Source organism: Streptomyces sp. NPDC005070, from assembly GCF_053600395.1.
In genome coordinates this window covers 41,741-67,784 of sequence record NZ_JBSFZS010000010.1, presented here as the reverse complement: position 1 = coordinate 67,784, position 26,044 = coordinate 41,741, and the positions used below count along the sequence as shown (strand labels likewise).

The 26,044-nt window shown below is 71.6% G+C and carries 19 protein-coding genes; 11 read left to right on the top strand and 8 right to left on the bottom strand.

What is annotated here, in order from left to right; all coding sequences use genetic code 11:
* Window positions 1–183 precede the first annotated feature (183 nt).
* From ACWEBX_RS05860 to ACWEBX_RS05830, 7 genes are all read left to right on the top strand, one after another.
* Window positions 184–984 carry a crotonase/enoyl-CoA hydratase family protein gene (locus ACWEBX_RS05860; protein ID WP_451883667.1) on the top strand — a complete coding sequence of 267 codons (801 nt, stop codon included), beginning with the start codon at window positions 184–186 and terminating at the stop codon, window positions 982–984.
* A 78-nt stretch (window positions 985–1,062) separates the two neighbouring features.
* Window positions 1,063–2,004: a Zn-ribbon domain-containing OB-fold protein gene (locus ACWEBX_RS05855; RefSeq protein WP_451883666.1), complete on the top strand. Its 942-nt coding sequence runs from the start codon at window positions 1,063–1,065 to the stop codon at window positions 2,002–2,004.
* A complete protein-coding gene (locus ACWEBX_RS05850) occupies window positions 2,005–3,060 on the top strand; it encodes a thiolase domain-containing protein (RefSeq protein WP_451883665.1) in 1,056 nt (351 codons plus the stop codon).
* Window positions 3,057–4,223, top strand: a complete 1,167-nt coding sequence (locus ACWEBX_RS05845; protein WP_451883664.1) for a thiolase domain-containing protein — start codon at window positions 3,057–3,059, stop codon at window positions 4,221–4,223. The genes ACWEBX_RS05850 and ACWEBX_RS05845 overlap by 4 nt, the downstream gene beginning before the upstream one ends.
* Before the next feature lie 82 nt (window positions 4,224–4,305).
* Entirely contained in the window at window positions 4,306–4,548 is a 243-nt protein-coding gene (locus tag ACWEBX_RS05840) for a DUF397 domain-containing protein (protein ID WP_151473080.1), read from the top strand.
* Between the two features lie 245 nt (window positions 4,549–4,793).
* Entirely contained in the window at window positions 4,794–7,685 is a 2,892-nt protein-coding gene (locus tag ACWEBX_RS05835; RefSeq protein ID WP_451883663.1) for an ATP-binding protein, read from the top strand.
* A 148-nt stretch (window positions 7,686–7,833) separates the two neighbouring features.
* The gene (locus ACWEBX_RS05830) at window positions 7,834–8,331 is read left to right on the top strand and encodes a hypothetical protein (RefSeq protein WP_339127652.1); all 498 of its coding nucleotides are present in this window, start codon (window positions 7,834–7,836) and stop codon (window positions 8,329–8,331) included.
* Window positions 8,332–8,352: 21 nt separating this feature from the next.
* Here the strand turns inward: ACWEBX_RS05830 and ACWEBX_RS05825 are convergent, their stop codons facing one another.
* From ACWEBX_RS05825 to ACWEBX_RS05815, 3 genes are all read right to left on the bottom strand, one after another.
* Window positions 8,353–10,671, bottom strand: a complete 2,319-nt coding sequence (locus tag ACWEBX_RS05825) for a SpoIIE family protein phosphatase (protein WP_451883662.1) — start codon at window positions 10,669–10,671, stop codon at window positions 8,353–8,355.
* A 206-nt stretch (window positions 10,672–10,877) separates the two neighbouring features.
* A complete protein-coding gene (locus ACWEBX_RS05820) occupies window positions 10,878–12,848 on the bottom strand; it encodes an N-acetylmuramoyl-L-alanine amidase (protein ID WP_451883661.1) in 1,971 nt (656 codons plus the stop codon).
* 264 nt (window positions 12,849–13,112) lie between these two features.
* Window positions 13,113–14,252, bottom strand: coding sequence for an aminoglycoside phosphotransferase family protein (locus ACWEBX_RS05815; RefSeq protein WP_451883660.1), 1,140 nt, complete (start codon window positions 14,250–14,252; stop codon window positions 13,113–13,115).
* Between ACWEBX_RS05815 and ACWEBX_RS05810 the strand changes: the two genes are divergently transcribed.
* Complete coding sequence (locus ACWEBX_RS05810) at window positions 14,251–14,424, top strand: hypothetical protein (protein WP_451883659.1); 174 nt, start codon at window positions 14,251–14,253, stop codon at window positions 14,422–14,424. The genes ACWEBX_RS05815 and ACWEBX_RS05810 overlap by 2 nt on opposite strands.
* 59 nt (window positions 14,425–14,483) lie before the next feature.
* Window positions 14,484–15,983: a DNA-binding protein NsdB gene (locus tag ACWEBX_RS05805; RefSeq protein ID WP_451883658.1), complete on the top strand. Its 1,500-nt coding sequence runs from the start codon at window positions 14,484–14,486 to the stop codon at window positions 15,981–15,983.
* 180 nt (window positions 15,984–16,163) lie between these two features.
* Here the strand turns inward: ACWEBX_RS05805 and ACWEBX_RS05800 are convergent, their stop codons facing one another.
* The 3 genes from ACWEBX_RS05800 to ACWEBX_RS05790 all read right to left on the bottom strand — a co-directional run bounded on the left by ACWEBX_RS05800 (window position 16,164) and on the right by ACWEBX_RS05790 (window position 19,731).
* On the bottom strand, window positions 16,164–17,630 hold the full coding sequence (locus ACWEBX_RS05800) for a PP2C family protein-serine/threonine phosphatase (protein ID WP_451883657.1): 1,467 nt from the start codon (window positions 17,628–17,630) through the stop codon (window positions 16,164–16,166).
* 281 nt (window positions 17,631–17,911) lie between these two features.
* Window positions 17,912–18,592, bottom strand: a complete 681-nt coding sequence (locus ACWEBX_RS05795) for a TetR/AcrR family transcriptional regulator (RefSeq protein ID WP_451883656.1) — start codon at window positions 18,590–18,592, stop codon at window positions 17,912–17,914.
* Between the two features lie 125 nt (window positions 18,593–18,717).
* Complete coding sequence (locus tag ACWEBX_RS05790; RefSeq protein WP_451883655.1) at window positions 18,718–19,731, bottom strand: Gfo/Idh/MocA family protein; 1,014 nt, start codon at window positions 19,729–19,731, stop codon at window positions 18,718–18,720.
* Between the two features lie 202 nt (window positions 19,732–19,933).
* Here ACWEBX_RS05790 and ACWEBX_RS05785 point away from each other — a divergent pair, with 202 nt between their 5' ends.
* Window positions 19,934–21,352, top strand: coding sequence for a basic amino acid/polyamine antiporter (locus ACWEBX_RS05785; RefSeq protein ID WP_451883654.1), 1,419 nt, complete (start codon window positions 19,934–19,936; stop codon window positions 21,350–21,352).
* Window positions 21,353–21,383: 31 nt separating this feature from the next.
* Window positions 21,384–22,646, top strand: coding sequence for an arginine deiminase (locus tag ACWEBX_RS05780; RefSeq protein ID WP_451883653.1), 1,263 nt, complete (start codon window positions 21,384–21,386; stop codon window positions 22,644–22,646).
* Between the two features lie 76 nt (window positions 22,647–22,722).
* On the opposite strand, the gene ACWEBX_RS05775 is transcribed toward ACWEBX_RS05780, so the two are convergent.
* Both ACWEBX_RS05775 and ACWEBX_RS05770 read right to left on the bottom strand, forming a co-directional pair.
* Window positions 22,723–24,291, bottom strand: a complete 1,569-nt coding sequence (locus ACWEBX_RS05775) for an FMN-binding glutamate synthase family protein (protein ID WP_451883652.1) — start codon at window positions 24,289–24,291, stop codon at window positions 22,723–22,725.
* A gap of 91 nt (window positions 24,292–24,382) precedes the next feature.
* The gene (locus ACWEBX_RS05770) at window positions 24,383–25,963 is read right to left on the bottom strand and encodes an alpha/beta hydrolase (protein WP_451883651.1); all 1,581 of its coding nucleotides are present in this window, start codon (window positions 25,961–25,963) and stop codon (window positions 24,383–24,385) included.
* Between the last annotated feature and the right edge of the window lie 81 nt (window positions 25,964–26,044).

Sequence of the window (26,044 nt, the reverse complement as noted above, 5' to 3'; positions counted from 1 at the left end):
GTGCACGTCCGTGGCCGGGCGCCGCCAGGGCGTGTCCGCCCCGGACCCGACGGTCATCAGAGCAAAGCCCGACCCAAGTGGGAAGGGTCCCGGCAGAAGAAATCTGACTGTCTGTCAGAAAACCCTTGTACTGGACGGACGGCTCCTGCAACCTGTTCTCGCATCCGAGACGGGAGGACGCCCATGGGTGGGACCGAACACCTCACCGTGCAACGCGAAGGCGCCACACTGGTGCTCACGCTCAACAGGCCCGAGGCCAGGAACGCGCTCTCGCTGCCGATGCTGGTCGGCCTGTACGACGGCTGGGTCGAGGCCGACGAGGACGACGCGATCCGCTCGATCGTGCTCACCGGCTCGGGCGGTGCCTTCTGCGCCGGGATGGACCTCAAGGCGCTGGCCGGCCGGGGCATGGAGGGCGAGCAGTACCGGGACCGCCTCAAGGCCGACCCCGATCTGCACTGGAAGGCCATGCTGCGCCACCACCGCCCCCGCAAACCGGTGATCGCGGCCGTCGAGGGGTACTGCGTCGCGGGCGGCACGGAGATCCTCCAGGGCACCGACATCCGGGTCGCGGGCGCCTCCGCGACCTTCGGGCTCTTCGAGGTGAGGCGCGGACTCTTCCCGATCGGCGGTTCGACGGTGCGGCTGCAACGCCAGATCCCGCGCACCCACGCCCTCGAAATGCTGCTCACGGGACGCCCGTACACCGCCCGGGAGGCCGCGGACATCGGGCTGATCGGTCATGTGGTGCCCGACGGGACGGCGCTGGACAAGGCGCTCGCCGTCGCCGAGCAGATCAACGCCTGCGGGCCGCTCGCCGTCGAGGCCGTCAAGGCGTCCGTGTACGAGACCGCCGAACTGACCGAGACCGACGGTCTCGCCGCCGAACTGCGGCGTGGCTGGCCGGTGTTCGACACGGCAGACGCCAAGGAAGGCTCCCGGGCCTTCGCCGAGAAGCGCCCGCCCGTCTATCGGCGGGCCTGACCCGCAAGCCCGGCCCCGGACGTGCCCCGTCCGCCCCGCGGACACGGCACGACCGGCCGTTGGAAGGAGAGATCCGGGATGCCCGAAGTCCTCAAAGCCCCCCTCGTCGTCGAGTTCCCCTTCACCCGCTCGCTCGGACCCGTGCAGAGCGCCTTCCTCACGGGTCTGCGCGAGCAGGTCGTCCTCGGTGTACGGACCGCCGACGGACGCACCCTCGTCCCACCCGTCGAGTACGACCCCCTCACCGCCGAGGAGCTGTCCGACCTCGTCGAGGTCGCCCGCACCGGCACCGTCACCACCTGGGCCTGGAACCACGAACCCCGCCGCGGCCAGCCCCTCGGCACCCCCTTCGCCTGGGTCCTGGTCACGCTCGACGGCGCCGACACCGCCCTGCTGCACGCCCTCGACGCTCCCGGCCCCGACGCCGTGCGCACCGGCATGCGTGTCCGGATCCGCTGGGCCGGCGAGCGCTCCGGCGCCATCACGGACATCGCCTGTTTCGAGCCGTACGACGGGGAACCGGACGAACCCGGGGGCCACGACGGCCGGTTCGAGGACATGGTGACCGGGATCGTCGCCCCCGCACGGCTCGACTACGTCTACTCGCCGGGCCGCGCCCAGGCCGCCTACATCGCGGGCCTCGCCGAGCGGCGGACCCTCGGTGAACGGTGCCCCTCCTGCCGCAAGGTGTACGTCCCGTCCAGGGGCGCCTGTCCCACCTGCGGGGTGGCCACCTCCGAACAGGTCGAGGTCGGCCCACGCGGCACCGTCACCACGTACTGCATCGTCAACATCAAGGCGAAGAACCTCGACATCGAAGTCCCGTACGTATACGCGCACATCGCGCTCGACGGCGCCGGACTCGCGCTGCACGGCCGGATCGGCGGCATCCCCTACGACGAGGTCCGCATGGGTCTGCGCGTGGAGCCCGTGTGGTCCGAGGGGGGCCGCCATCCCGACCACTACCGGCCCACCGGAGAACCCGACGCGGACTACGAGACGTACAAGGAGATGCTGTAGATGCCGACCGCCAGGGACATCGCCGTCGTCGCCTTCGCGCAGAGCGACCACCGGCGCACCTCCGACGAGCTCTCCGAGGTGGAGATGCTCCTCCCCGTCCTGCACGAGGTCCGCGACCGGACGGGCCTGCGGGCCGGTGACATCGGCTTCACCTGCTCCGGCTCCACCGACTACCTCGCGGGCCGCGCCTTCTCCTTCACCATGGCGCTCGACGGCGTCGGCCCCTGGCCGCCGATCTCCGAGTCGCACGTCGAGATGGACGGCGCCTGGGCGCTGTACGAGGCCTGGACCAAACTGCTCACCGGGGACGCCGACACCGCGCTCGTCTACTCCTACGGCAAGTCCTCGCCCGGCTCCGTACGCGACGTCCTGACACGGCAGTTGGACCCGTACTACCTGGCCCCGCTGTGGCCCGACTCGGTCGCCCTCGCCGCTCTCCAGGCGCGGGCGCTCATCGACGCGGGCGAGACCGACGAGGCGGAACTCGCCTCCGTCGCCGCCCGCAGCCGGGTCTCCGCGAGCGCCAACTCCCATGCCCAGCTCCGCGGTTCGGTGCCTCAGGGCGACTATCTCGTACGACCCCTGCGCACCGGCGACTGTCCGCCCATCGGCGACGGCGCCGCCGCCGTGATCCTCGCGGCCGGGGACCGGGCCCGCGACCTGTGCGAGCGGCCCGCCTGGATCCGGGGCATCGACCACCGTATCGAGCCCCACGCCCTCGGAGTACGCGACCTGACCGACTCCCCGTCCACCCGGCTGGCCGCCGAACGGGCCGGAGTCTTCGAACGGCCCGTCGACACGGCCGAGTTGCACGCCCCCTTCACCTCCCAGGAAGTCGTCCTGCGCAAGGCGCTGCGGCTCGACGACAGCGTGCGCGTCAACCCTTCGGGAGGCGCACTCGCCGCCAACCCGATCATGGCGGCCGGACTCATCCGCATGGGCGAGGCCGCCGCCCGCGTCCACCGCGGGGAGTCCGACCGGGCACTCGCCCACGCCACCTCCGGCCCCTGCCTCCAGCAGAACCTGGTCGCCGTACTCGAGGGGGACGCCCGATGAGCAAGGAACCCGTGGCCGTCGTAGGCATCGGCCAGACCAAGCACGTGGCGGCACGCCGGGACGTGTCCATCGCCGGACTCGTCCGCGAGGCCGCCCAGCGCGCCCTGGCGGACGCCGAGTTGACGTGGGCCGACATCGACGCCGTCGTCATCGGCAAGGCGCCCGACTTCTTCGAGGGCGTCATGATGCCCGAGCTGTATCTCGCGGACGCGCTCGGCGCGACCGGCAAACCCATGCTCCGGGTGCACACGGCGGGCTCCGTCGGCGGATCGACAGCCCTCGTCGCCACCAACCTCGTCGCCGGCCGCGTCCACGGAACGGTCCTGACCCTCGCCTACGAAAAACAGTCCGAATCCAACGCCATGTGGGGCCTGTCCCTGCCCATCCCCTTCCAGCAGCCGCTGCTCGCCGGCGCGGGCGGCTTCTTCGCACCGCACGTACGCGCCTACATGCGGCGCACCGGCGCACCCGACACCGTCGGCTCGCTCGTCGCCTACAAGGACCGCCGCAACGCGCTGAAGAACCCGTACGCGCACCTGCACGAGCACGACATCACCCTGGAGAAGGTCCAGGCCTCGCCCATGCTCTGGGACCCGATCCGCTACTCGGAGACCTGCCCCTCCTCCGACGGGGCCTGCGCGATGATCCTCACCGACCGTGCCGGCGCCGCCCGTTCACCGCGCCCGCCCGCCTGGATGCACGGCGGCGCGATGCGCAGCGAACCGACCCTCTTCGCCGGCAAGGACTTCGTCTCCCCGCAGGCCGGCAAGGACTGCGCGGCCGACGTGTACCGCCAGGCCGGGATCGCGGACCCCCGCCGCGACATCGACGCCGTCGAGATGTACGTGCCGTTCTCCTGGTACGAGCCCATGTGGCTGGAGAACCTCGGCTTCGCCGACGAGGGCGAGGGCTGGAAGCTCACCGAGTCCGGCGTGACCGAACTGGAGGGCGACCTGCCCGTCAACATGTCGGGCGGGGTCCTCTCCACCAACCCGATCGGCGCCTCCGGCATGATCCGCTTCGCCGAAGCGGCCCTCCAGGTGCGCGGCCAGGCAGGAGAGCACCAGGTCGACGGGGCCCGCAGGGTGCTCGGCCACGCCTACGGCGGCGGATCCCAGTTCTTCTCGATGTGGCTGGTCGGCGCCGCGCCGCCCACCTCCTGACACCGTCCCTCCCTCATGGCCTGTGCGCGGCAGGGACCGATCGCTAGGCTGGCCGCGGACGACGAACCGGGAGGAGCAGGACGTGGCCGAGAGCACCATCGAGCAGCACCCGCTCGCGGGCTGGGACAAGCCGGAGCTGGACCTCAGCAAGGCCGACTGGCAGTCCAGCAGCCGAGGGCGGGGTGATGTCCAGATCGCCTTCGTCGAGGGCTTCATCGCGATGCGCAACAGTGGCCGCCCGCAGAGTCCTTCCCTGATCTTCACGCCCGCGGAGTGGGGGGCGTTCGTATCGGGGGCCCGCGAGGGGGAGTTCGACCTGACCTGAACCGACGACCGCCGGAACCCGCTCCGCCGCCCCCAGAGTGAGGAAGGGCGGCGGCCGGGGTCCCCGCGCCCGGGAGGCCGCCCGCCGTCCGGTCCTCCCGCGGCCCCGCCGTCGCGCGAGAGGTTCCGACCAGGAGCGTCCGAACAGGCTGCCCCGTGGATGATCGGGGCGTACGCTGAGGTGCCTGTAGGTCACGGTGCGCATCCGCTCCCCGCGCGGACGCGCGATCGTGGCAGGGGGTGATCATGGGGCAACGAAGCCTTCGCAGCCGTCGGACGCTCTTCGAGCGCGAGAGTGAACTCTCGGCCACGGACGAGGCGTTGAGCGATCTGGTCGGCCTGCGCCGGGAACCCGGCGAGCCGCCGGGCCGCTCCCGCGGCGCGCTCCTGACCTTCGCCGGACGCGCCGGCATCGGCAAGACGACCCTCCTCGGCGAGATCCGCAGGCGCTCCGCGGCCAAGGGCTGCACCGTGCTGAGCGCGCGCGGCGGTGAACAGGAACAGCGGGTCGCCTTCCACGTCGCCCGCCAGCTCCTGCAACCGCAGCTCGCCCGGTACTCCGAGGCCGAACTCCGCTCCTCCCTGGGGAGTTGGTACGCCATCGTCGGCCCCGCGCTCGGCCTGTGCGCGCCGTCCGAGGGCGCCCCGCCCGACCAGCAGGGCCTGCGCGCCGGACTCGACTGGGTGCTCACCCACCTCGCCGTGCAGCGAGCCCCCATGGTGCTCCTCCTGGACGACGCGCACTGGGCCGACGCCGAATCACTGAGCTGGCTCGCCGCCTTCGCACCCCGCGCGGAACAGCTCCCCCTGCTGCTCGTCGTCGCCTACCGCCCGGACGAACTGCCCGAACACGCCGAGGCGTTCAGGGGACTGCCCGGCCGTGCCGGACAGCGCCCCATCGGCCTCGAACCGCTCAGTGCGGCCGCCGTCGCCCGGCTCGTCCGGGAAGACCTCGGCACCCAGGCCGACGACGCGTTCTGCCGCGAGTGCTGGGCGGTCACCGCGGGCAACCCGTTCGAGGCCGTCGAACTGACCGCCAAGGTCCGGGACCGCGGGCTCACCCCGACCGAGGACGGAGCACACCTCCTGCGCGACCTCGCCGCCGCCGTCAAGGGCAGCGGCATCGTCGCCCGCCTCGAACGCCTCGGCACCGCGACCGTCCGTTTCGCCTGGGCCTGCGCCGTGCTCGGCACCGAGATCCGCCCCTCCCTCGCCGCCGCCGTCGCGGGACTCGGCTCGGAGGAGGCCGCCGACGCGGCGGACGCCCTGCGCATCGCCCGCATCCTGACCGGCGCCGACCCCCTCGAATTCGTCCACCCGCTGATCGCCACCGCCGTCTACCGCGACATCCCCGGAAGCGTCCGCGTCGCCCTGCACGGCCAGGCCGCCTGGTGCGTGATCGACGAAGGACTCGGCCCGGCCGCCGCCGCCCGCCACCTCATGGAGACCCACCCGGACGGCGACACCTGGATCGTCCAGCAACTGCGCGCCGCCGCCCGCGAGACCCAGCGCGCCGGAGCCCCCGACGCCGCCCGCCGCTACCTCGCCCGCGCCCTGCGCGAACCGCCGCCCTTCGAGGACCGCGCCGCCGTCCTGTACGAACTGGGCTGCGCGTCCCTGCTCACCGAGCCGGGAACCACGGTCAACCATCTGCGCGCCGCCCTAGAGGAACCGATCACCGACCCCGAGCTGCGCCACAACATCGTCTACCGCCTGTCCCAGGTGCTCGCCCACAGCGACCGCCTCGCCGAGGCCTCCGAGACCCTCGCCCGCGAGATCCCGGTGACCGGCGACGCCCGGGTACGTCTGCGCATGCAGTCCGAGCAGTTCATGTGGGACGCCTTCCGCGCCGACGAACCCGACTCGCCGGCCCGCTCCCGGCGCCTCGCCCGCCTCGCCGACCGGCTCACCGGCCACGACCTCACCGAGCGCTACGTCATCGGGCTGCGCGCCTGGGACGCCACCCTGCGCGGCGAACCCGCCCCCGTCGCCCTCCACCACGCCGAGCGCGCCCTGGCCGGCGGCCTCGGCTGGGCCGAGGCCGACCGCGGCTTCGAGGTCCCCGTCCTGGTCGCCATGACCTTCATGTACGCCGACCGGCCGGGCCGTACCGAAGAACTCTTCGCCACCGGGATCGCCGACTTCGAATCCCAGGGCTGGCACGGCGCCCACCTCTCCTTCGGCTACACGATCCTCGGATACGTCCGCTTCCGCCGGGGCCGTCTCGCCGAGGCCGAGGACTTCGTCCGCGCGGGCCTCCGGCTCGCCGAACGCGTCGGGCCCGGCACACCCGTCCACTGGTACGCGGTGGGCACCCTCATCCAGGTTCTGCTCGCCCGGGGCCAGGTCGAGGAGGCCGCGCGCACCGGCGAGGCCTACGCCTTCCACGCGCCGTTCCCGGCCGCCGTGACCTTCCCCGACGCCCAGACCGTGTACGGCGAACTCCTGCTCGCCCGGGGCCTCGCCAGGGAAGCCGCCGTCGAGCTCGCGTCCGCCGGCCGTCGCCTGGACACGCGCGGTATGCGCAACCCCGCATGGTGCCCCTGGCAGCTCCACCTCGCCCGCGCCGAGAGCCACGACGCCCCGGAACGCGCCGTAGCCACGGCACTCGAAGCGGTGAACCGCGCCCGTCAGTACGGCGCCCCCTCCACGATCGGCCAGGCCCTGCGCGTCGCCGCCGAGGTCTCCCCGGGCCCTGACCGCGTCCCGCTCCTCGAAGAGTCCGTCGGCCATCTGGAGAGCTCCCCGGCCGCCTACGAACTGGCCTGCTCCCTGATCGCCCTGGGCACCGAACTGCGCCGCGCCGGGCGCCCCAGGGAGGCCGCAGAGCACCTGTACCGCGGCCTCGACGCGGCGGTCCAGTGCGGTGCCGACGGACTGATCGAGGACGCCCGCGACGAGCTGGCCTCGGCGGGGCTGCGGCCGCGACGGCTGCACAGCACCGAGACGGACGCCCTCACCGCCCGCGAGCGCACCGCCGCCTCGCTCACCGCGCGGGACCGGACCCCGGCCCAGATCGCCGAGGAACTGCACATCGACGAGCACGCCGTCGCCCGGCTCCTGTCGGCGGTCTACCGCAAGGTCGGCACCGACCGCCGGGGACTGGCCGCGGCACTGGAGGACCAGGCCATCTCCTGACACGGCCGGCGCCCTCGGCCCCGCATGCACAGCGCCCGCGGGGCCCTGCCGCACGGTGTTCGCGGGGCCCGAGTCCACCGTGTCCGCGGGGCCGGTACGTACAGCGCCCGTGGGGCCCGCTACGCGCCCGTGCACGTACCATTGCGGCATGTCCTTCCTCCGCCGCCGCAGCGCCACGCCCGCCGGGCCCGACTTCGATGTCCTGGCCATGGATCCGGGCGACTGGCCCGGCAATCTCGGCGCGGGCCTGCTGCCCGCCCCCGACGGAAGCTGCCAGGGCGTCTTCCTGCGGTACGACCTGTTCGGCGGCCGCGGTCCCGCGATGATCATCGGCAATCTGCCCGAGGGCTCCCAGGCCCGGGACGTCGCCGAGAACGAGGTCCCCTTCGAGGTGGCCCAGCTCCTCATCGCGCTGGAGAACAACGAGGAGGTGACCGTCACCGGGACCGAGGACATGCCGGTGATGCAGGGCGACAACCTTCTGATCGTGCGCCGGCTGAAGCTCTCCGAGACGCGTATCTCCTGCGTCCAGTTCGACCGCAGCGACAACGTCCTGGTGACCATCGCCGCCTGGGACCGCCCGATCACGGACGACCTGTACGCACTTCTGAAGCCGCTCCCGGCGGAACTGTTCCAGCAGGGCTGAGGCCGAACACCCCACCCGGCGTCACAGTCTGAGGGTGAACCAGGTCGTCTTGCCCGCGTCGGTGGGCCGTACCCCCCAGTTGTCGGCCAGCGCGCGGACCAGGATCAGGCCCCGTCCCGACTCCTCGTCCTCGCCGGCCGTCCGGGGCTGCGGCAGATACGGACTGCGGTCGCTGATCTCCACGGTCAGGTCGGTCGCGCTGCGGCACAGGTGCAGGCCGATGGGCCCCTGCGCGTGCTGTACGGCGTTGGTGAGGACCTCCGAGAGCAGCAGCCGGGCGTCGTCCCCGGCGGGAACACAGTCCCAGGCGGTGAGTGCCTTGCTGAGGAAGGCGCGGCCCTCCGGGACCGACTCGGGTACCGCGGGAAGGTCGGTGTTGACGGTGGCCAGCGGCCCGTCGGGGAGCCGGGTGAGCAGCAGCGTGACGTCGTCGTTGTGACCGTCGGAGTCAGGCAGCAGAGCCGACAGCACATGGTCGGCGGCCTTCTCCAGATCGGGCGCGATGGCGAACAGGTCCGCGAGCGTGGCGGTCAGTTCGGTGAGCTGGTCCTCGATGTCAGAGCCGGGCGTCTCGATGAGACCGTCGGTGTACAGGACGAGTGTCGCCCCGGGAGGGATCACCGAGGTCGCCTGCTCGTAAAGGATGCCGCCGACACCGAGCGGCGCGTTCACCGGCGCGGGGAGCTGCCGGGCACCGGCGCCGGGCGTGGCCACCAGGGTCGGCAGATGCCCGGCCGAGCAGACCGTCACCTCGCCCGCGTCGGCGGAGATGACCAGATAGCAGCAGGTCACGAGCTGGTCGGGCACATCCAGATCGCCGACGACGGCCTCCAGGGCCTGCATCAACTGGCGGGGCTGCATACCGGTCTTGGCCAGGGCGTGCGCGGCCGAGCGCAGTTGGCCCATCACGGCGGCGGCGTCCAGACCGCGGCCCATCACATCGCCGATCAGCACCCCGACCCGGCCGGCGCCCAGCGGGATCAGGTCGAACCAGTCCCCGCCCACGCCCGCTCCCTGCGTGGCGGGCCGGTACCGGCTCGCGGTGGTCAGCCCCGGGATGGCGGGCGGCGTTCCCATGAGGCTGCGCTGGAGTGTGAGGGCGATGTGCCGCTGCTGCTCGTACAGGAAGGTCAGCTCCGCCTCGGCCCGCTTGCGGTCGCTGATGTCCCGGACGATCGCGCACGCGCCGATCACCGTGCCGTCCGCGTCCCGGGTGGGCCACAGCGTGATGTCCACGTCCAGCAGGGCACCCGAGCGCGTCAGCCGCAGGGTCTCGAAGTGCTCGACCTTCTCACCGCTGCGCAGCCGGTCGAGGAGCGTGTCGATCTCGCCGCTCCGCTCCGTGGTCGCGAGCAGGGACACGTGCCTGCCCATCACCTCGGCCCGCGAGTAGCCGTACAGCCGCTGTGCCGCCGCGTTCCAGTAGGTGATGTGACCGTCCAGGGTCTTGGCGAGGATCGCGTCCTGCGAGGACTCCACGAGACCGGCCAGTTCGTTGATGCGTGCCTCGGCGCGCTTGCGGTCGCTGACGTCCCGGACGGCCGCGGAGACGAGAAGCCCGTCCGTGGTCTCCAGCGGGCTGAGGCTGATCTCGACGGGGAACTCGGTGCCGTCCTTGCGCAGGCCGTGGAGTTCGAGTCCCGCCCCCATCGGGCGGACCTGGCGGTTGTCGGTGTACCCGTTGCGATGCCGGTCGTGGTGGCCGCGGAAGCGGCCGGGTACGAGGAGGTCCACGGAATGCCCGAGCATCTCCTCGCGGCGGTAGCCGAAGAGGGCCTCGGTCTGGGCGTTGACGAGTCTGATGGTTCCGGTGTCGTCGACGATGACCATGGCATCGGGTGCCGCCTCCAGCAGACCCCGAAACCTTTCCTCGGCCGCCTTGCGGTCGCTGACGTCGCGGACGGCGGCGGAGACGAGGAGTCCGTCGGTGGTCTCCAGCGGGCTGAGGCTGATCTCGACGGGGAACTCGGTGCCGTCCTTGCGCAGGCCGTGGAGTTCGAGTTCCGCGCCCATCGGGCGGACCTGGCGGTTGTCGGCGTATCCGTCGCGGTGGAAGGTGTGATGGGAGCGGAACCGGCTCGGCACGAGGAGCTCCACGGGGTGGCCCAGAAGTTCCTCGCGGGTGTAGCCGAAGAGGGCCTCGGTCTGGGCGTTGACGAGTTTGATCGTGCCGGTGTCGTCGACGATGACCATGGCATCGGGTGCCGCCTCCAGCAGTCCCCGAAACCTTTCCTCGGCCCCCGCGGGCGCGTCGTTGCGGAGTTCGCCACCGCACTCGCATCGCCGGGGGACCGCCGCACCGGCCGGCCGCGCTGAAGTCTCTTTGACGAAGTTGCCCATGCCTGCCCCAGGGTGTGCCGTGTTCGTGAACGGCCCATCAGAGCGTACGGAGAGCAGGCGTGCGGTTACATGTCGTTAACTGACCCGAGCGCGGCCGAACCTGTCCTGGACGGCACTTTCCCTGGTCGCTTGCCGGTGTCATTGTCTTCGGCGATCCGGAGGCCGGGCCCGCCCCGCACGGGCCCGGCCCCGGAACGCCGGACGGACTACGGAACCAGGTCCACGTCCGCCGCCCGTACGAACTCCACCCGGTGCCCGAACTGGATCTCGTAGTACATGTCCGTACCGATCACGACCCGGTGCGGTGTGGTGTCGAAGGTCGGCGCGTAGAAGTACTCGCCGGGTACCTTGTCACCGGCCGCGTAGCGCTGGCCCGCGAGGATCTTGTACGGCAGGGGCGAGACGGCCTGGACGGGCACGCCCGCCGGGTACGCCTCCTTCTCCGGGTACGCCCTGCCGTACACGGGGATCTCCGCCAGGCCCTCCTTGGGTGTCACGGCCGGCCCGGACGCCCGCACCGCGGTCGGCTGCTTGCGCGGGTTCTCGAACCAGGCCTTCTGGCCCAGGTACCAGATCGCCGTCCAGTCGCCGTCCCGTCCGGCGAGCGCGTACCGCTGTCCGGTGGAGACCCGCGAGGCGACGTCGTTCACGCCGGTCGTCGAGGCGTCGCCCTTCGGGTACAGGCCGATGTCCTGGATCAGCGGTGCGTTCTCGTCCGGCTGGGAGTACAGGCGTACCTCGCCGGAACCGTGCGCGGCGCAGGGCTCGCCCTTGGTGACGCAGCCCGTGTACACAGGCTGGTTCGCGTCGAAGTCGGGCAGGACGGTCACCAGGTCGGCGCCCTTGCCGTACGTGGGGTGGAAGGGATGGCCGAGGAGGGTGAAGTAGTGCTGCCAGTCCCAGTAGGGGCCCGGGTCCGTGTGCATGCCCGGGATGGTGGAGGTCGTGGGACCCGGGACGTTCTCGTGCCCGAGGATGTGCTGCCGGTCCAGCGGGATGTCGTACTTCCGGGCGAGATACCGCACCAGGCGGGCGGAGGCCCGGTACATCTCCTCCGTGTACCAGGTGTCGGGCGCGGTCAGGAAGCCCTCGTGCTCCAGACCGACCGACTTCGCGTTGATGTACCAGTTGCCCGCGTGCCAGGCCACGTCCTTGGCCTTCACATGCTGGGCGATGTGCCCGTCGGTCGAGCGCAGCGTGTAGTTCCACGACACATAGGTCGGGTCCTGGACCAGGTTCAGCACCCCGTCCCAGGTGCCTTCCGTGTCATGGATGACGATGTACTTGATGCTCTGCGAGGCGGGCCGGTCGCCCAGGTCGTGGTTGCCGTAGTCGCCCTCTCCGAACTCCTCGTACGGGGCGGGGATCCACTCGCAGGACACGCTCCTCGGGCACTCCGTGCCGTCGGCGGAGGCCGTCCGCAGTCCCGCACGGCGCAGTTGCGCGGTGTCGGGGCTCAGCCCGGGCCGGGCGGCGAGCGTCACCCGCCGGCCGGTGTCCGTGATGCGGGACTCGCCGGTGCGCATCACGTCGTACGCGTCGTCGGCGTAGGTCGCCGCGGTGGTGCTGTCGTCCGCTCCCGAGAAGCGCGCCACCGCTCCGTACCAGTCGGCGGGGTCGTCGCTCAGGGGTTCGCCGAGGTCCCGCTGCGCGGCGGCCAGCAGCGCGGCGCCGCCCGCGACGTTCGCCGCCGCGTCGGTGCGCAGCCGCTCCGCGGGCAGGCCGGTGAGGTCGGCGGCCTGCGTCAACGTCTTCAGCCGTGCCGGGAGTTGGGCGTTCGTGGGCACCGCCGTGTCGGGCGTGAGGGCGGCGCGCGAGCTGTCGCCGCGGGCGTCCTCCGTGCCGTCGCCGTGGTGCGGAGTTCCGGCGATCGCCGTACGGGCGTCGGTCAGGTGCATGGGGCCGTAGCCGCCCGTGACGCTGGGGGCGCCGGCGTGCGTGTCCCAGCGGGACTGCAGATACGAAACGGCGAGCAGCACGCTCGAGGGGACGTGGTACTCGGCGGCCGCGGCGGTGAAGGCGCCCTGCAGTCCGTTCGCGGGCGCCTCCTCGGCCGAGCTCGAAGGGGCCGCGCCGAGCAGCGGCAGCAGCAGCGCCGCCGAGGCGACGGCTCCCGCGGTTCTGCGCGCGCGTCTGTGCCTGGTGATGCCCTGGGGTTCGGTGACGGACCAGTGCAAAGCAGCCTCCTGGGACGGTCGTGCGCGGTGGGGCGTGCGAGAGCCGAACGCGTCAGTGCTACCGGCTCTCCGACGATCCGTCAATCATGCCCAGGAGGAGGCGATTTCCCATGTCAGCGTGGGGTGAGCGGGGTTTCGTGGCGACGGCCTCCCGGCCTGCGGGGCGTCAGTGGCCTGGACCATTGCCCCGAACGGCGGGTCGTGAACATGAGGGAGGTCCGCGGTGCGCCGAGTGCCGGCGTCACCGCGGACCTCCCACCCCCTTCAGCGAGTGCCGACCGCCGCGCGCACGGCCCGGCGGGCCATCTGGCAGTCGTCGTGCAGCCGCCTCAGCAGCAGCCGCTGTTCCTCGCCGGACGGCGCGGCAGCCGGGTGGGTGGGGCCCGCTGCCGCCGGGGCCGCGTCGTGCAGGGAACGCTGCACGGCCATCTCGTACGTACGGATCTCGCGCGTCAGGACGATCATCAGGTTCACCAGGAAGGCGTCCCGTGCCGCCGGGCCCGCCGACTGCGCGAGCTGGCTGATCTGACGGCGTGCCACGGGAGCGTCGCCGAGGACCGCCCACAGCGTCGCCAGGTCGTAGCCCGGCAGATACCAGCCCGCGTGCTCCCAGTCCACCAGCACTGGACCGGCCGGTGAGAGAAGGATGTTCGACAGGAGGGCATCGCCGTGGCAGAACTGACCCATGCCCTGGCGGCCGGAGGTCGTCGCGATACCGTGCACCAGCTTCTGCAGGTCGCCCATGTCCCGGTCGGTGAGCAGCCCCAGCTCATGGAAGCGGGAGATCCGTTCCGCGTAGTCCAGCGGGGCGTTGAAGGTCCCGGCCGGCGGCCGCCAGGCGTTGAGCCGGCAGATGGCGCTCAGCGCGGCGCGGATGTCCGCGCGGGGCGGTGACTCGACCGGGTGTCGCTGGAGCGCGGCCACCCGGCCCGGCATGCGCTCGATCACCAGTGTGCAGTTGTCCGGATCCGCCGCGATCAGCCGGGGCACCCGCACAGGCGGGCGGTGCCGGACGAACAGACGGTATGCAGCTATTTCGTGCCGGCTCCGCTCGGCCCAGACGGGGGATTGGTCCAGTAAGCACTTGGCGACGGCCGTGCTGCGCCCCGTCGTGCCGACGAGGAGCACGGAGCGTCCGCTGCGGCGCAACACCTGGACCGGAGCGAACTCCGGACAGATCCGGTGCACCGACGCGATCGCCGTGCGCAGCTGGGCCCCCTGAGGGCCGGACAAGTCGAGTCTCCCGCTGAGCGGTGGGGTGCCGAGCCCCGGCACGCGCCGCGTCCGGCCGGCACCGAGCACGGGAGCCGCCTGACGCGTGGGGTCGAGGTAAGGGCCGCTGCCCACCGGGCGAGAGTGCAACGACCGGGGCGGAGCGGACACGGAGGACGATGCTGTGTACATGGGCGAAACAGATCCCTTCGTGTGCCTGCGAGTTGCCGCGCTGCCCGCCCCGGCCGCCTGGTTCATCCTGGGGAATGTCCCTGGCAACCGGGTCGGGGTGGCGCGTTCCTACCTGACACCCGATGCCTACTGGCACACCATCTGGCGCACCCTGGCGAACCCTGGCGAATAGTCGCTCAGCAACTGACAGACGGTTACTGTCGAAATCAGCCGAGAACCTGGGGGCTTGACGTGAACGGACAACCCAACACTCGTCTGTCGGACCTGTTCGGCCTGGCCGGCTGGTCCAAGGGTGAACTCGCGAGGCTGGTCAACCGGCAGGCGGCAGCCATGGGCCACCCGCAGCTCGCGACCGACACCTCGCGGGTGCGGCGGTGGATCGACATGGGAGAGATCCCGCGCGATCCGGTGCCGCGAGTGCTGGCGGCTCTGTTCACCGAGCGTCTCGGCCGTGTCGTGACCATCGAGGACCTCGGTCTGGTCAGGCACGGGCGCGCGGGGAAACGGCAGAGCGGCGGGAGTGTGGAACATTCCGATGCCATGCCGTGGGCGCCCGACCGAACCGCCGCGGTCCTCACCGAATTCACGGGAATGGACCTCATGCTCAACCGACGCGGCTTGGTGGGCGCGGGTGCCGCGCTCGCCGCGGGATCCGCACTCAGCCCTGCCATGCACGACTGGCTCCGCAACGATCCGGCCCTCGCGGCCGACGCTCCGCAGTTCGAGGACCCCCTGCACGCCGACTCCGCCGGGTTCGACCGCTATGAGGCCGCCCCCATCGGGTCGCAGGAGATCGAGGAACTGGAGCGCTCCGTCGAGGTGTTCCGGGCCTGGGACGCATCCCGCGGCGGCGGGCTGCAACGCAAGGCCGTGGTGGGCCAGCTCAACGAAGTGGGAGGCATGCTCTCCTACCGGCACCCCGACCATCTCCAGCGGCGCCTGTGGGGCGTCGCCGCCAACCTCGCCGTCCTCGCGGGCTGGATGTCGCACGACGTCGGCCTGGAGCCCACGGCTCAGAAGTACTTCGTCATCGCCGCCCACGCGGCCCGTGAGGGTGGCGACCGGCCCCGTGCGGGGGAGGCGCTCTCCCGGGCGGCCCGCCAGATGGTGCACCTGGGCCGGCCCGACGACGCGCTCGACCTCATGAAGCTCGCCAAGTCCGGTTCGGGGGACGAGGTACTGCCCCGCACCCAGGCGATGCTGCACACCATCGAGGCCTGGGCGCAGGCGTCCATGGGCAAGGGCCAGGCCATGCGGCGCACCCTGGGTGTGGCGGAGGACCTGTTCGTCTCCGACCGCGGGGACGTCCCGCCGCCCAGTTGGATGCAGTTGTTCGACGAGGCCGACATGCACGGCATGCAGGCGCTCGCCTACCGCACGCTCGCCGAGCACGAGCCGGCCGCCGCGGCGATCGCGCAGCGTCACGCCAAGGAGGCGCTGAAACTGCGGGAGTCGGGGCGGGACCGGTCGAAGATCTTCGACCACATCTCGCTGGCGTCGGCCTGCTTCATCGCCGACGATCCCGAACAGGCCGACCGGTACGCGCGACTGGCTCTGACGTCGATGGGCTCCAACTCCTCCCATCGCACCTGGGACCGGCTGCGCGAGATGTACCGGCTCACCGGGCAGTACTCCAGCTATCCGAAGATCAGTGATCTGCGTGAGGAGATCAAACTCGCGCTGCCGAAGGGTTCGCTCAAGCCCCGGCGCGGCGACAGCACGCGCGTCTAGAGCGCAGCACACGCGTCCTGGACGTGGTGGCTCGGCTGACAACGGCGTCGGCCGCCGTCAGGGGAGGACGCAGGTTCCGGCCGTCTGTTCCGTCCTGTCCGGATCCGGTGCCTTCGGGCTCCGGTGTTCTCGGCGTTCCCACCGTCCACGTCGCGCTTGGCGTCCTCGGCGTCTCCCGCGTCAGGCTCCGATCCGGGCGATGAGCACGCAGGCGTCGTCCTCGCGCTCGGTTCCGCCGAACTCCTCGACAACCATCCGAACACAGTCCTGGGCCGTACGGGCCTCGCCGAAGCGGGGGGCCAGGTCGAGCAGCCTCTGGACGGCCCTCGCTCCTTCCTGACTCCCGGTCTCCTCCGGGTGCGGGGTCTCTGTTCCCCGGGGTACCAGTCCCTCGGTGTGCAGGAGCAGCAGGTCGCCCACGCGGAGGCTTTCCTCGGCCTGCCCGTAGACGGCGCCGGAGGTGGCTCCGAGCAGGACGCCGTCCGGTGCGGACAGCGCGCGCCCCGTCCCGTCGCGGTACAGCAGCGGGGCGGGGTGTCCTGCCTGTGCCCAGCTCAGGGTGCGGGTCGCGGGGACGTAGCGGCAGCAGACGGCGCTGCCCAGAGCGGGCTGGACGGTGGCGTCGAGCAACTGGTTGAGCCAGGAGAGGAGTTGGCCGGGCTGGGTGCCGGCGACCGACATGCCGCGCAGGGCGCCGAGCAGCATCGCCATTCCCGACGTCACGGTGACTCCGTGGCCGGTGAGGTCGCCGACGCTCAACAGGGTCTCTCCGTCGGGGAGTTCGAGGGCGTCGTACCAGTTGCCGCCGATCAGTGCGCTGCTCGACGACGGCAGATAGTGAGCCGCCACGTCCAGCGCCCGGGGTCCCTGGCGGGGGAAGCGCAGGGAGCCGCGCCAGGGCGGCAGCACGGCCTCCTGGAGTTCGACCGCGAGCCGGTGCTCGGTCCGGGCCACGTGCCGCTGCCGTTGGAGGGACTCCTGGCTCTCGCCCACCGTCCGCTGACTGCGGCGCAGTTCGCTGACATCGCGCAGCACGGCCCACATCGAGGCGGTGCTGCCGTCGGCGTCGAGCACGGGTTCACCCATCATGTGCACGGTCCGCACGCCGCCGTCGGGTCGCACGATGCGGAACTCCCCGTCGATGGGTTTGGCGTCGATGAGGCAGTCGGTGACCATCGCCGTCAGCATCGGCCGGTCCTCGTCGAGGATCAGTGAGGGCAGCTCGTCGAGGGTGAGCGGGGGTGCGGCGGCGTCGCGGCCCAGGATCTGGTAGAGCTCACCGGACCAACTGGCCTCGTCCGTCAGCAGGTTCCACTCGGCGCTGCCGACCCGGCTCAGCAGCGAGCCGTGCGGGGGTGGGGCCGGGGCGGCCCGGGGGGCGGCGGCGGACTCGAGCGGGACGGGCAGCTCCGTCGGTCCGTCCCGAAGCTGGGCCAAGTGCGTGTCCAGGTCGTTCAGTTGATGCAGCGCCAGATTGCAGAGCGCGCGCTGCCAGCGTCCTTGCGCGTCCTCCTCGTCGGCGGGAGCCTCACGCCGTACCGCGTCCACCTCGCCGCGCAGGGCGCGGGTCTGCGAGATGAGCGCGTCGACCGTGCCGCGGCTGGGCGGCTGGGCGGCTGGGCGGTCCGCAGAGAGATGGGGTGGCATGACGTACTCCGATGCGGGGACGGTACGACCTCGGTGACGGAAGGACCGCTACGACTGTCGCACAGCCCGCGACGCACTGTAAGTGGTTTGGCAACACCCGATACGGTCATGCTTCTGACATATGCCGCAGTCCTCCCGGAGTGGGTGACCGGTCCCGATGCGGTAGTCGCCGTGCGGAGTCAAGTCGTAGACACCGTACGTGACTTGAGGGGCGGGGGTGGCCCCCGAGGGACTTTCATTCTGCTGTTCGAAGGGCGTTTGTGCGAGTGCTCGGGACTCGATCACAGCGAGCGCGCGAAGTCCGCCACCTCGGCCTCGTACAGATAGGACGGATCGACGCCCATCGACGCGAAGTTGCCCTCGATCTCCAGGGCGACCATGCCGTGCAGATGGGCCCACAGCAGGGTGGAGCGCGCGGCGACCGCCTCCGGCACGCCCTCGAAGCCGTGCCGCTCGCGCCACTCCAGGAACTGCGCCGCCGCGCCGCCCGTGGCCCGCGGATCCGGCTCGGCCAGGGCGCTCACCGCGTCGAGGAGCACGGCCATGGCCGGCTGCGAGGCCTCGACCAGGGTCGCTGCCTGGGCGTCGTAGCCCTGGAGCGGTGCCCGGAAGAGAAGGCGGTAGCGGTGCGGTTCGGCCAGCGCCCAGGCCCGGTAGGCGTGGACCAGCCCGGTCAGCCGGGCGGCCGGGTCCGCCGGACCGGTCTCGGCGGCCCGGGTGAGACTCGACGCCAGGTCCCCGTAGGCGTCGACGACGAGGTCGGTCAACAGGCTGTCGCGGTTGGCGAAGTAGCGGTAGAGCGCGGGTCCCGTCATGCCGAGCTGCTTGGCGATCGCGTTGAGGGACAGTGCCTCCGGGCCGCCCTCGGCGAGCTGGCGCAGTGCCGCGGTCTTCACTTCCTGGCGGACCTGCGCGCGGAACCGGTCGCGCGGGCCGGTCCCGGTCCGGCTGTCTGCGGCCACGTCGTCGCCTCTTCGTGTCGGGGTGCGGAGCATCGGTTGGTTAGATCCTATCACGGACGCGATATCCCATAACAAAGCCGCGGTCTCGACTCGGCCGGAGCGCCCGTACCCCGACGGCGCGCGGGTCAGGTGTAGAGGGCCGGGCGCGGGGCGAGTTCGACCGCCGTGCGGCCGCCGCTCTCCAGCGCCCGGACTCCCGCCTCGGCGACGGCGGACGCCGCGTACCCGTCCCAGGCCCCGGGTCCGGTGACGCGGCCGGCCCGGGTGGCGTCCACCCAGGCCTGTACCTCACGGTCGTAGGCGTCGGCGAAGCGCACGAGGTAGTCCTGCGCCACCTCCTCGCGCCGGCCGCCCGCGGCGGTCACGGCCAGGGAGCGTTCGTCCCCGATCCGAGCGCTTCCCGACTCGCACACGGCCTCGCACGCCACCTGGTAGCCGAATCCGCAGTTCACGAAGACCTCGACATCGACCAGGGCGCCGCCGGCCGTCTCGAACAGGACGAACTGAGGGTCGATCAGCCCCTCGGGCGCGGTCGCGGACGACCGGGGGCGCGCCACGGTCACCGCGGTGAGTTCCTGTCCCAGCAGCCAGCGCGCCGCGTCGATCTCGTGCGAGACGGAACTGTTGACCAGCATCGCCGAGGTGAAGCCGGGCGGCGAGGAGACATTGCGGTGCGTGCAGTGCAGCATCAGCGGGCGGCCCAGCCGGCCGCTGTCCAGCAGGGACTTCAGACGCTGGTACTCGGCGTCGTACCTGCGCATGAACCCGATCTGTGCCAGCCGTCGCCCGAGCCGTACCTCCGCCTCCATCACCCGCAGTGCCCCGGCCGACTCCGGCGTCAGCGGCTTCTCGCACAGCACCGGAAGGCCTCGGGCGAACGCCGCGAGCAGGGCCTCCTCGTGCGCGGGACCGGGGGAGGCGACAAGGACGGCCTCCACCCCGGGTGCGTCGAGCGCGGCCGCCGCCTCGGCGTGGACCGACGCACCGTCGATGCCGGTGACCGCCTCCTCGGCGCGCCCGGTGTCGGGATCCGCCACGGCGGCGACCCTGGCGCCGCTCACCGCCCGGTCCAGGCGGCGTACATGGTCGGCTCCCATATGTCCGGCACCCAGTACCGCCACACCCAACAGCTCACTCACGCGGTGCGCACCTCTCCGACGACTGCCGGGGCCGTTCCGGCCCGGTGATCCGATTGTCGGCCGCGGAGATCGATGACGCAGCACCCTGGCACCGGTCTCCGGCGCACATTCCGGACAATTGGCTGTTAACGTCGCTCGGGTCGCCAGATGACGTTGCCCGCATCGTGGTCGCGCACGACGATGCCCACTCCGCAGGACACCCATGACGCAGGTCGACACCGAATCCGAGGCGGCACCGGCCGCCAAGCTGACCCTCGTCACGCTCTCCATGATGGTCGTGGGCTCCATGGTCGGCGCCGGGGTGTTCTCCCTCCCGCGGCGGTTCGCCCAGGAGACGGGTGTCGCGGGCGCGCTGATCGCCTGGGCCGTCGCCGGTACCGGCATGCTGATGCTCGCGTTCGTCTTCCAGCGGCTCGCCGTCGCCAGACCCGACCTCGACGCGGGTGTCTACGCCTACGCCAAGGCCGGCTTCGGCGAATACCTCGGATTCTTCTCGGCCTTCGGCTACTGGGCCAGCGCCTGCGTGGGCAACGTGACCTACTGGGTGCTGATCATGTCGACGATCGGCGCCATCGCGCCCGCGCTCGGCGACGGGGACACCGTCCTCGCCGTCGTACTCTCCTCGGTCGGCCTGTGGGCCTTCTTCCTCCTGATCCGGCGAGGGGTCAAGGAAGCGGCCGCCATCAACCGGATCGTCACCGTGGCCAAGATCATTCCGATTCTCGTCTTCGTCGTGCTGGCGCTCTTCTACCTCAAGCCGCATGTCTTCGCCGAGAACTGGGGCGGCGCCGCCTACGCGGGCTCACTCTTCGACCAGGTCAAGGGCACCATGCTGGCCACCGTCTTCGTATTCCTCGGCGTCGAGGGGGCGAGCGTCTACTCCCGGCACGCCAAGCGCCGCGAGGACGTCGGCCGGGCGACCGTCCTCGGCTTCCTCAGCGTCTTCGCCGTCTTCGCCTCGGTCACGATCGTGTCGTACGGGCTGCTGCCCATGGCGGAGATCGCCGAGCTCAGACAACCGTCGATGGCCGGAGTCCTGGAGAGCGCGGTCGGCACCTGGGGCGAGGTCTTCGTCAGCGTCGGCCTCATCGTCTCGGTTCTCGGCGCCTACCTCGCCTGGACGCTGATGGCGGCCGAAGTGCTGTTCGTCGCGGCCAAGGACGAGGACATGCCCCGCTTCCTGGCCCGCTCCACGCGCGCCGACGTGCCGGTGCCCGCGCTCCTGCTGACCACCCTGCTCACCCAGGTGGTCCTGGTCGTCACCCTCTTCTCGGACGACGCCTTCAACTTCGCGCTCGACCTGACCAGCGCCCTGACCCTGATCCCGTTCCTGCTGGCGGCGGCCTTCGCCCTGAAGATCGCCCGGCGCCGGTTCGGCGGCGATCTCGTCGTCGCCGCCCTCGCCACCGTCTACACCGCCTTCCTGCTCTACGCGGCCGGACTGAAGTACCTCCTCGTCTCCTTCATCATCTACGCGCCCGCCACCGTGCTGTTCGTGATGGCGCGCCGCGAACAGGGCAGGACGCCGTTCTCGCCCCGTGAACTGGTCATCCTCGTCGTCTCGGTCGCCGGTGCCGTCACAGGGATCGTCGCCCTGGCGCTGGGCTGGATCAGTCTGTGACCCGCCGGCCCCTGCCGGAGAAAGGCACACCGTGACCAGTCAGGACACCACGAGCCGTCCGCCGTACGGCGTCCACTCCGAGGTCGGCAGGCTGCGCAAGGTCCTGGTCTGCGCACCGGGCCTCGCCCACCGCAGGCTCACCCCGACCAATGCCGACGATCTGCTCTTCGACGACGTGCTGTGGGTGGAGAACGCCCAGCGCGACCACGCCGACTTCGTCAACAAGCTGCGCGGACGCGGGGTGGAGGTCGTGGAACTGCACGACCTGCTCGCCCAGACCATGGCCCTGCCCGCGGCGAAGGACTGGCTCCTCGACCGGAAGATCACCCCGAACGAGGTCGGACTCGGACTCGTCGACGGCACCCGGGCCTTCCTGGAAACCCTCGAACCCGCCGCCCTCGCCGAGTTCCTGATCGGCGGACTCTCCACCGCCGACCTGCCCGACGAGTTCCGCACCGGCTACCTCTCCCTGGCCCGCGAATCGACCGGCGTGCGCGAATACCTCATGCCGCCGCTGCCCAACACCCTCTACACCCGCGACACCACGTGCTGGCTCTACGAAGGTCTGACCCTCAACCCGCTCTACTGGCCGGCCCGGCACGACGAGACGCTCCTGATGAAGGCCGTCTACTCCTTCCATCCGGACTTCACGGGCTCCACGGTGTGGTGGGGCGACCCCGAACTCTCCTGGGGCCAGGCCACGTTCGAGGGCGGCGACATCATGCCGGTCGGCAACGGCGTCGTCCTCATGGGCATGAGCGAACGCACCTCCCGGCAGGCCATCAGCCAGGTCGCGGCCGCCCTGTTCCAGGGCGGAGCGGCCGAGCGCATCATCGTCGCCGGCATGCCGAAGCTGCGGTCCGCGATGCACCTCGACACCGTCTTCACCTTCGCCGACCGCGACCTCGTGACCCTGTATCCGGCCATCATGGACGCGGTGCACACCTTCTCCCTGCGGCCCGGCGACAAGGCACCCGGTCTCGAACTCACCGACGAGGGCTCCCGCGCGTTCACCGACGTCGTCGCCGAGGCGCTGGGCCTGTCCGAACTGCGCATCGTCGAGACCGGCGGCGACGTGTACGCCTCCGAGCGCCAGCAGTGGGACAGCGGCAACAACGCCGTCGCCCTGGAGCCCGGCGTGGTGTTCACCTACGACCGCAACACCCAGACCAACACCCTGTTGCGCAAGGCCGGTATCGAGGTCATCACCATCGTCGGGGCCGAGTTGGGACGAGGGCGCGGCGGCGGCCACTGCATGACCTGCCCCATCGTGCGGGACCCCGTCGACTTCTGACACCCGGCGGAGGCCGGGGCCGACGTCCGACGGAGGTTCGGCGGACGCCCGGGCGGAGCCTTCGCCGCCCGGGCGCTCAGAAGGCGTCCGGATCGGCGGCGGCCCAGTCCGACGCCCAGGACGGGGGCGGCCCGGCGAGCAGTTCCCCGGGCGCCAGCCACTCGTAGAGCTCCGCGTACGAGCTCACCCTCGTCGGTCCGACGCGCCGCAGCAGCAGGTGCGGGGTGAGCTCGCCGGGATCCCGTACACCCATCGCGGCCATGATCCGGCTCGCGCTGCGAACGGTGGCCCCCTGGTAGCGCCGCACCCGCTCGGACTTGTCGGCCACGTCCAGCGCACGGACCCGGCGCGGATCCTGGGTCGCCACTCCGGCCGGGCAGGTGCCGGTGTGGCAGCGCCGGGCCTGGACGCAGCCGAGGGCGAACATCATCGCGCGGGCCGCGTTGGTGTAGTCGGCACCCTGGAGAAGCCGTTTGACGATGTCCGAGCCGGTGGCGACCCTGCCGCTCGCCCCGATCCGGACCCGGTCCCGCAGCCCGGTGCCGACCAGCGCGTTGTGCACCGTGATCAGCCCCTCGGTCAGCGGCATACCGACGCCGGCGGCGAACTCCGGAGGCGCGGCCCCCGTGCCGCCCTCCGAGCCGTCCACGACGACGAAGTCGGGTGTCACCCCCTCGGCGAGCATCGCCTTGCAGACCGCCAGGAACTGGCGCCGCGAGCCGACACAGAGCTTGAAGCCCGTGGGCTTGCCGCCCGCCAGCTCCCGCATCCGCGCGATGAACCGCACCAGCTCCCTCGGTGTCGAGAACACCCGGTGATCCGGAGGCGACACCACGGTCACGCCCTCGGGCAAACCGCGCTCACGGGCGATCTCCGCGCTCACCTTCGCCCCCGGCAGCACACCGCCCGCCCCCGGCCTCGCTCCCTGGGAGAGCTTCAGCGACACACACTTCACCTCGGGCAGCGCGGCCTTGTCCGCGAACTCCCGTGCCTCGAAGTCCCCTTCGGGGGTACGGCACCCGAAGTACCCCGTGCCGATCTCCCAGACGAGATCACCGCCGCCCCGCAGATGGTGGTCCGAGAGGCCGCCCTCGCCGGTGTCGTGCGCGAAACCCCCCAGCGCCGCACCCCTGTTGAGCGCCAGGACGGCGTGAGACGACAGGGCCCCGAAACTCATCGCGGAGACGTTCAGGAGAGCCATGTCGTAGGGCTGGGCGCAGTCGGGGCCGCCCACCCGGACGACGGGCGGCTCGTCCGGCACCTCCACCGGGCGCAACGACGGCTCCAGGAACTCGTGGCCGTCCTCGTACACGTCACGCTCCGTGCCGAACGGCTCCTCGGCCTCGGCCCCCACGGCACGCTCGTACACGAGGGCGCGGACGCTCCGGGCGTAGGGCCCTCCGTCGACATCACGCCCGACGAAGTGCCGCCGGTCCTTCGGGCGTAGGACATCCAGCGGGAACGGCACACGGCCGAGCAGCGGATAGTTGCGCCGCACGGCATCACGGCGCTGCGCGAGGTCCCCGACGCCGAGCGCGGTCAGCGCGAGCAGCGGGCCCGCCGCGCACCACCACCACGCCGAGACGGCGCCCGCCAGGAGCAGCGCCCCGGCCGCACCGAGGGCGACGAGCAGCAGTGGGAGCATCCGGCGCACACCCCGAGTCAAACCCATGGGGACGAAAGCCGCTGACCGGGACACCCACGTGGGTCGTCCCGCTCACCCCGTGGGGTGTCCGTCAGTAGCCGTCCGTGTTCTCCGGACCGCAGGAGCTGCCGTCGGCCGGCAGGGACCCGTACAGCAGGAAGTCGTCGATCTTGCGGTGCACGCACTTCGAGGACGCGTACCCGGTGTGCCCCTCGCCCTTGTTGTCGAGCACCACGGCGGACGAACCGAGACGCCTGGCGGTCTCCAGGGTCCAGCGGTAGGGGGTCGCCGGGTCCCCGCGGGTGCCGACGAGCAGCATCTTCGAGGCGGGTACGTCGCGGACCTTCTCGCGTATGTAGTCGGTGCCCTTCGGGCGGCCGTAGCACATCAGCACCTGGGCGAGCCGGTACTGCCCGAAGACCGGAGACGCCTCCTGGTAGGCGGCACGCAGCTTGGCGACCTGCCGGGCGACCTCGCCGGCGCCGGGCCGGTCGGGGTCGTCGGCGCAGTTGATGGCCATCAGGGCGGCGGGGAGGTTGTCGAGGGGGACGTCCTCCGCGTCGACGAGCCCGCCGTTCCGCGGCGACCGCTGCCGGACGGGCGTGGAGGTCGCGGGCAGGGCGGCGCCGCCGCCGTAGAGCTGGGTGAGTCCGTGGGTGTCGCCGTCCTGTATCAGCATGCTGAGGGCCTGTTCGAGGACCGGCCACATCTCCTTGCTGTAGAGCGCCTGGCTGATCGCCCCCACCAGGTCCTGTCCGGAGAGCTCCTGGCCGAAGTCCGACAGCACCGGGTCCTCGTCGAGCGATTTGACGAGCTGGACCATCTGCTCGCCGGCGCCGCGCGCGTCCTGGCCGAACGGGCAGGCCAGGTTCTTCGCGCACCAGGTGACGAAGTCGTCGAGCGCGGTCTGCTGTCCCTCCGCGCCTATGCGGCCCTGTTCGGAGATCGGCTCGGTGAGGGTGTCGACCCCGTCGAGCACCATCCGCCCCGTCCTCTTGGGGAACTGTGCCGCGTACACCGCGCCGAGCCGCGTTCCGTAGGAGAATCCGAGGTAGTTGAGCTTCTTGTCGCCGAGCGCCTGGCGTATCACGTCCAGGTCGCGGGCGGCATCGACCGTGCCGATGTGGGGGAGGACGGCCCCCGAGTGCCGGGCGCAGGTGTCCGCGGCCTTCTTGACCGCCTTGAGCGCCGCCTGCACATCGGTGTCGGCCGCGGCGGCCCCGAAGATCTCGTCCACACCTTCGCCGCAGCTCACCGGCGAGGAACGGCCCACTCCGCGGGGGTCGAAGGTCACCACGTCGTAGCCGTTCGTCAGGCCCATGAAGTCCTTGCCGCTCGCGGCGAGCCCGGGAACGCCCGCCCCGCCCGGACCGCCGAAGTTCAGCACCACCGAACCCCGCGAGTGGCCCGTCGCCCGGTAGCGGGCCAGCGCCAGGTCGAGCGTGCCCCGGCCCGGCCGTGCGTAGTCCAGGGGGACGGTGACCTTGCCGCACTGCAGGTCCTTGGGCATGCCCTCGCCCCTGCAGGCCGCCCACGTGACCTTCTGGTGCCGGAAGCGGGACAGGCCGGGCCCGTCGTCGGCGGTCGCAGCGGTCGGCAGACCCGCCGCCAGCAGGGTCAGCGTCGCGGTGGCGGCTCCCGCGACCGCGAAGCGTTGGTGCACGGACAGCATGCCTGCCTCCAGGGTCGCCTGCGGTGGACCGGCGATACCTCCCGGATCACGATAGACGCGGCTTTTGGGGCACGCCTCCGG

Bases quoted from the DNA above. Each gene is read 5' to 3' on its own strand.
- ACWEBX_RS05810 (WP_451883659.1), top strand. From the start codon at position 14,251: ATGGGCGAAACAGATCCCTTCGTGTGCCTGCGAGTTGCCGCGCTGCCC.
- ACWEBX_RS05830 (WP_339127652.1), top strand. From the start codon at position 7,834: ATGTCCTTCCTCCGCCGCCGCAGCGCCACGCCCGCCGGGCCCGACTTC.
- ACWEBX_RS05845 (WP_451883664.1), top strand. From the start codon at position 3,057: ATGAGCAAGGAACCCGTGGCCGTCGTAGGCATCGGCCAGACCAAGCAC.
- ACWEBX_RS05825 (WP_451883662.1), bottom strand. From the start codon at position 10,671: ATGGGCAACTTCGTCAAAGAGACTTCAGCGCGGCCGGCCGGTGCGGCG.
- ACWEBX_RS05785 (WP_451883654.1), top strand. From the start codon at position 19,934: ATGACGCAGGTCGACACCGAATCCGAGGCGGCACCGGCCGCCAAGCTG.
- ACWEBX_RS05770 (WP_451883651.1), bottom strand. From the start codon at position 25,963: ATGCTGTCCGTGCACCAACGCTTCGCGGTCGCGGGAGCCGCCACCGCG.
- ACWEBX_RS05850 (WP_451883665.1), top strand. From the start codon at position 2,005: ATGCCGACCGCCAGGGACATCGCCGTCGTCGCCTTCGCGCAGAGCGAC.
- ACWEBX_RS05855 (WP_451883666.1), top strand. From the start codon at position 1,063: ATGCCCGAAGTCCTCAAAGCCCCCCTCGTCGTCGAGTTCCCCTTCACC.
- ACWEBX_RS05815 (WP_451883660.1), bottom strand. From the start codon at position 14,252: ATGTACACAGCATCGTCCTCCGTGTCCGCTCCGCCCCGGTCGTTGCAC.
- ACWEBX_RS05800 (WP_451883657.1), bottom strand. From the start codon at position 17,630: ATGCCACCCCATCTCTCTGCGGACCGCCCAGCCGCCCAGCCGCCCAGC.
- ACWEBX_RS05860 (WP_451883667.1), top strand. From the start codon at position 184: ATGGGTGGGACCGAACACCTCACCGTGCAACGCGAAGGCGCCACACTG.
- ACWEBX_RS05835 (WP_451883663.1), top strand. From the start codon at position 4,794: ATGGGGCAACGAAGCCTTCGCAGCCGTCGGACGCTCTTCGAGCGCGAG.
- ACWEBX_RS05775 (WP_451883652.1), bottom strand. From the start codon at position 24,291: ATGCTCCCACTGCTGCTCGTCGCCCTCGGTGCGGCCGGGGCGCTGCTC.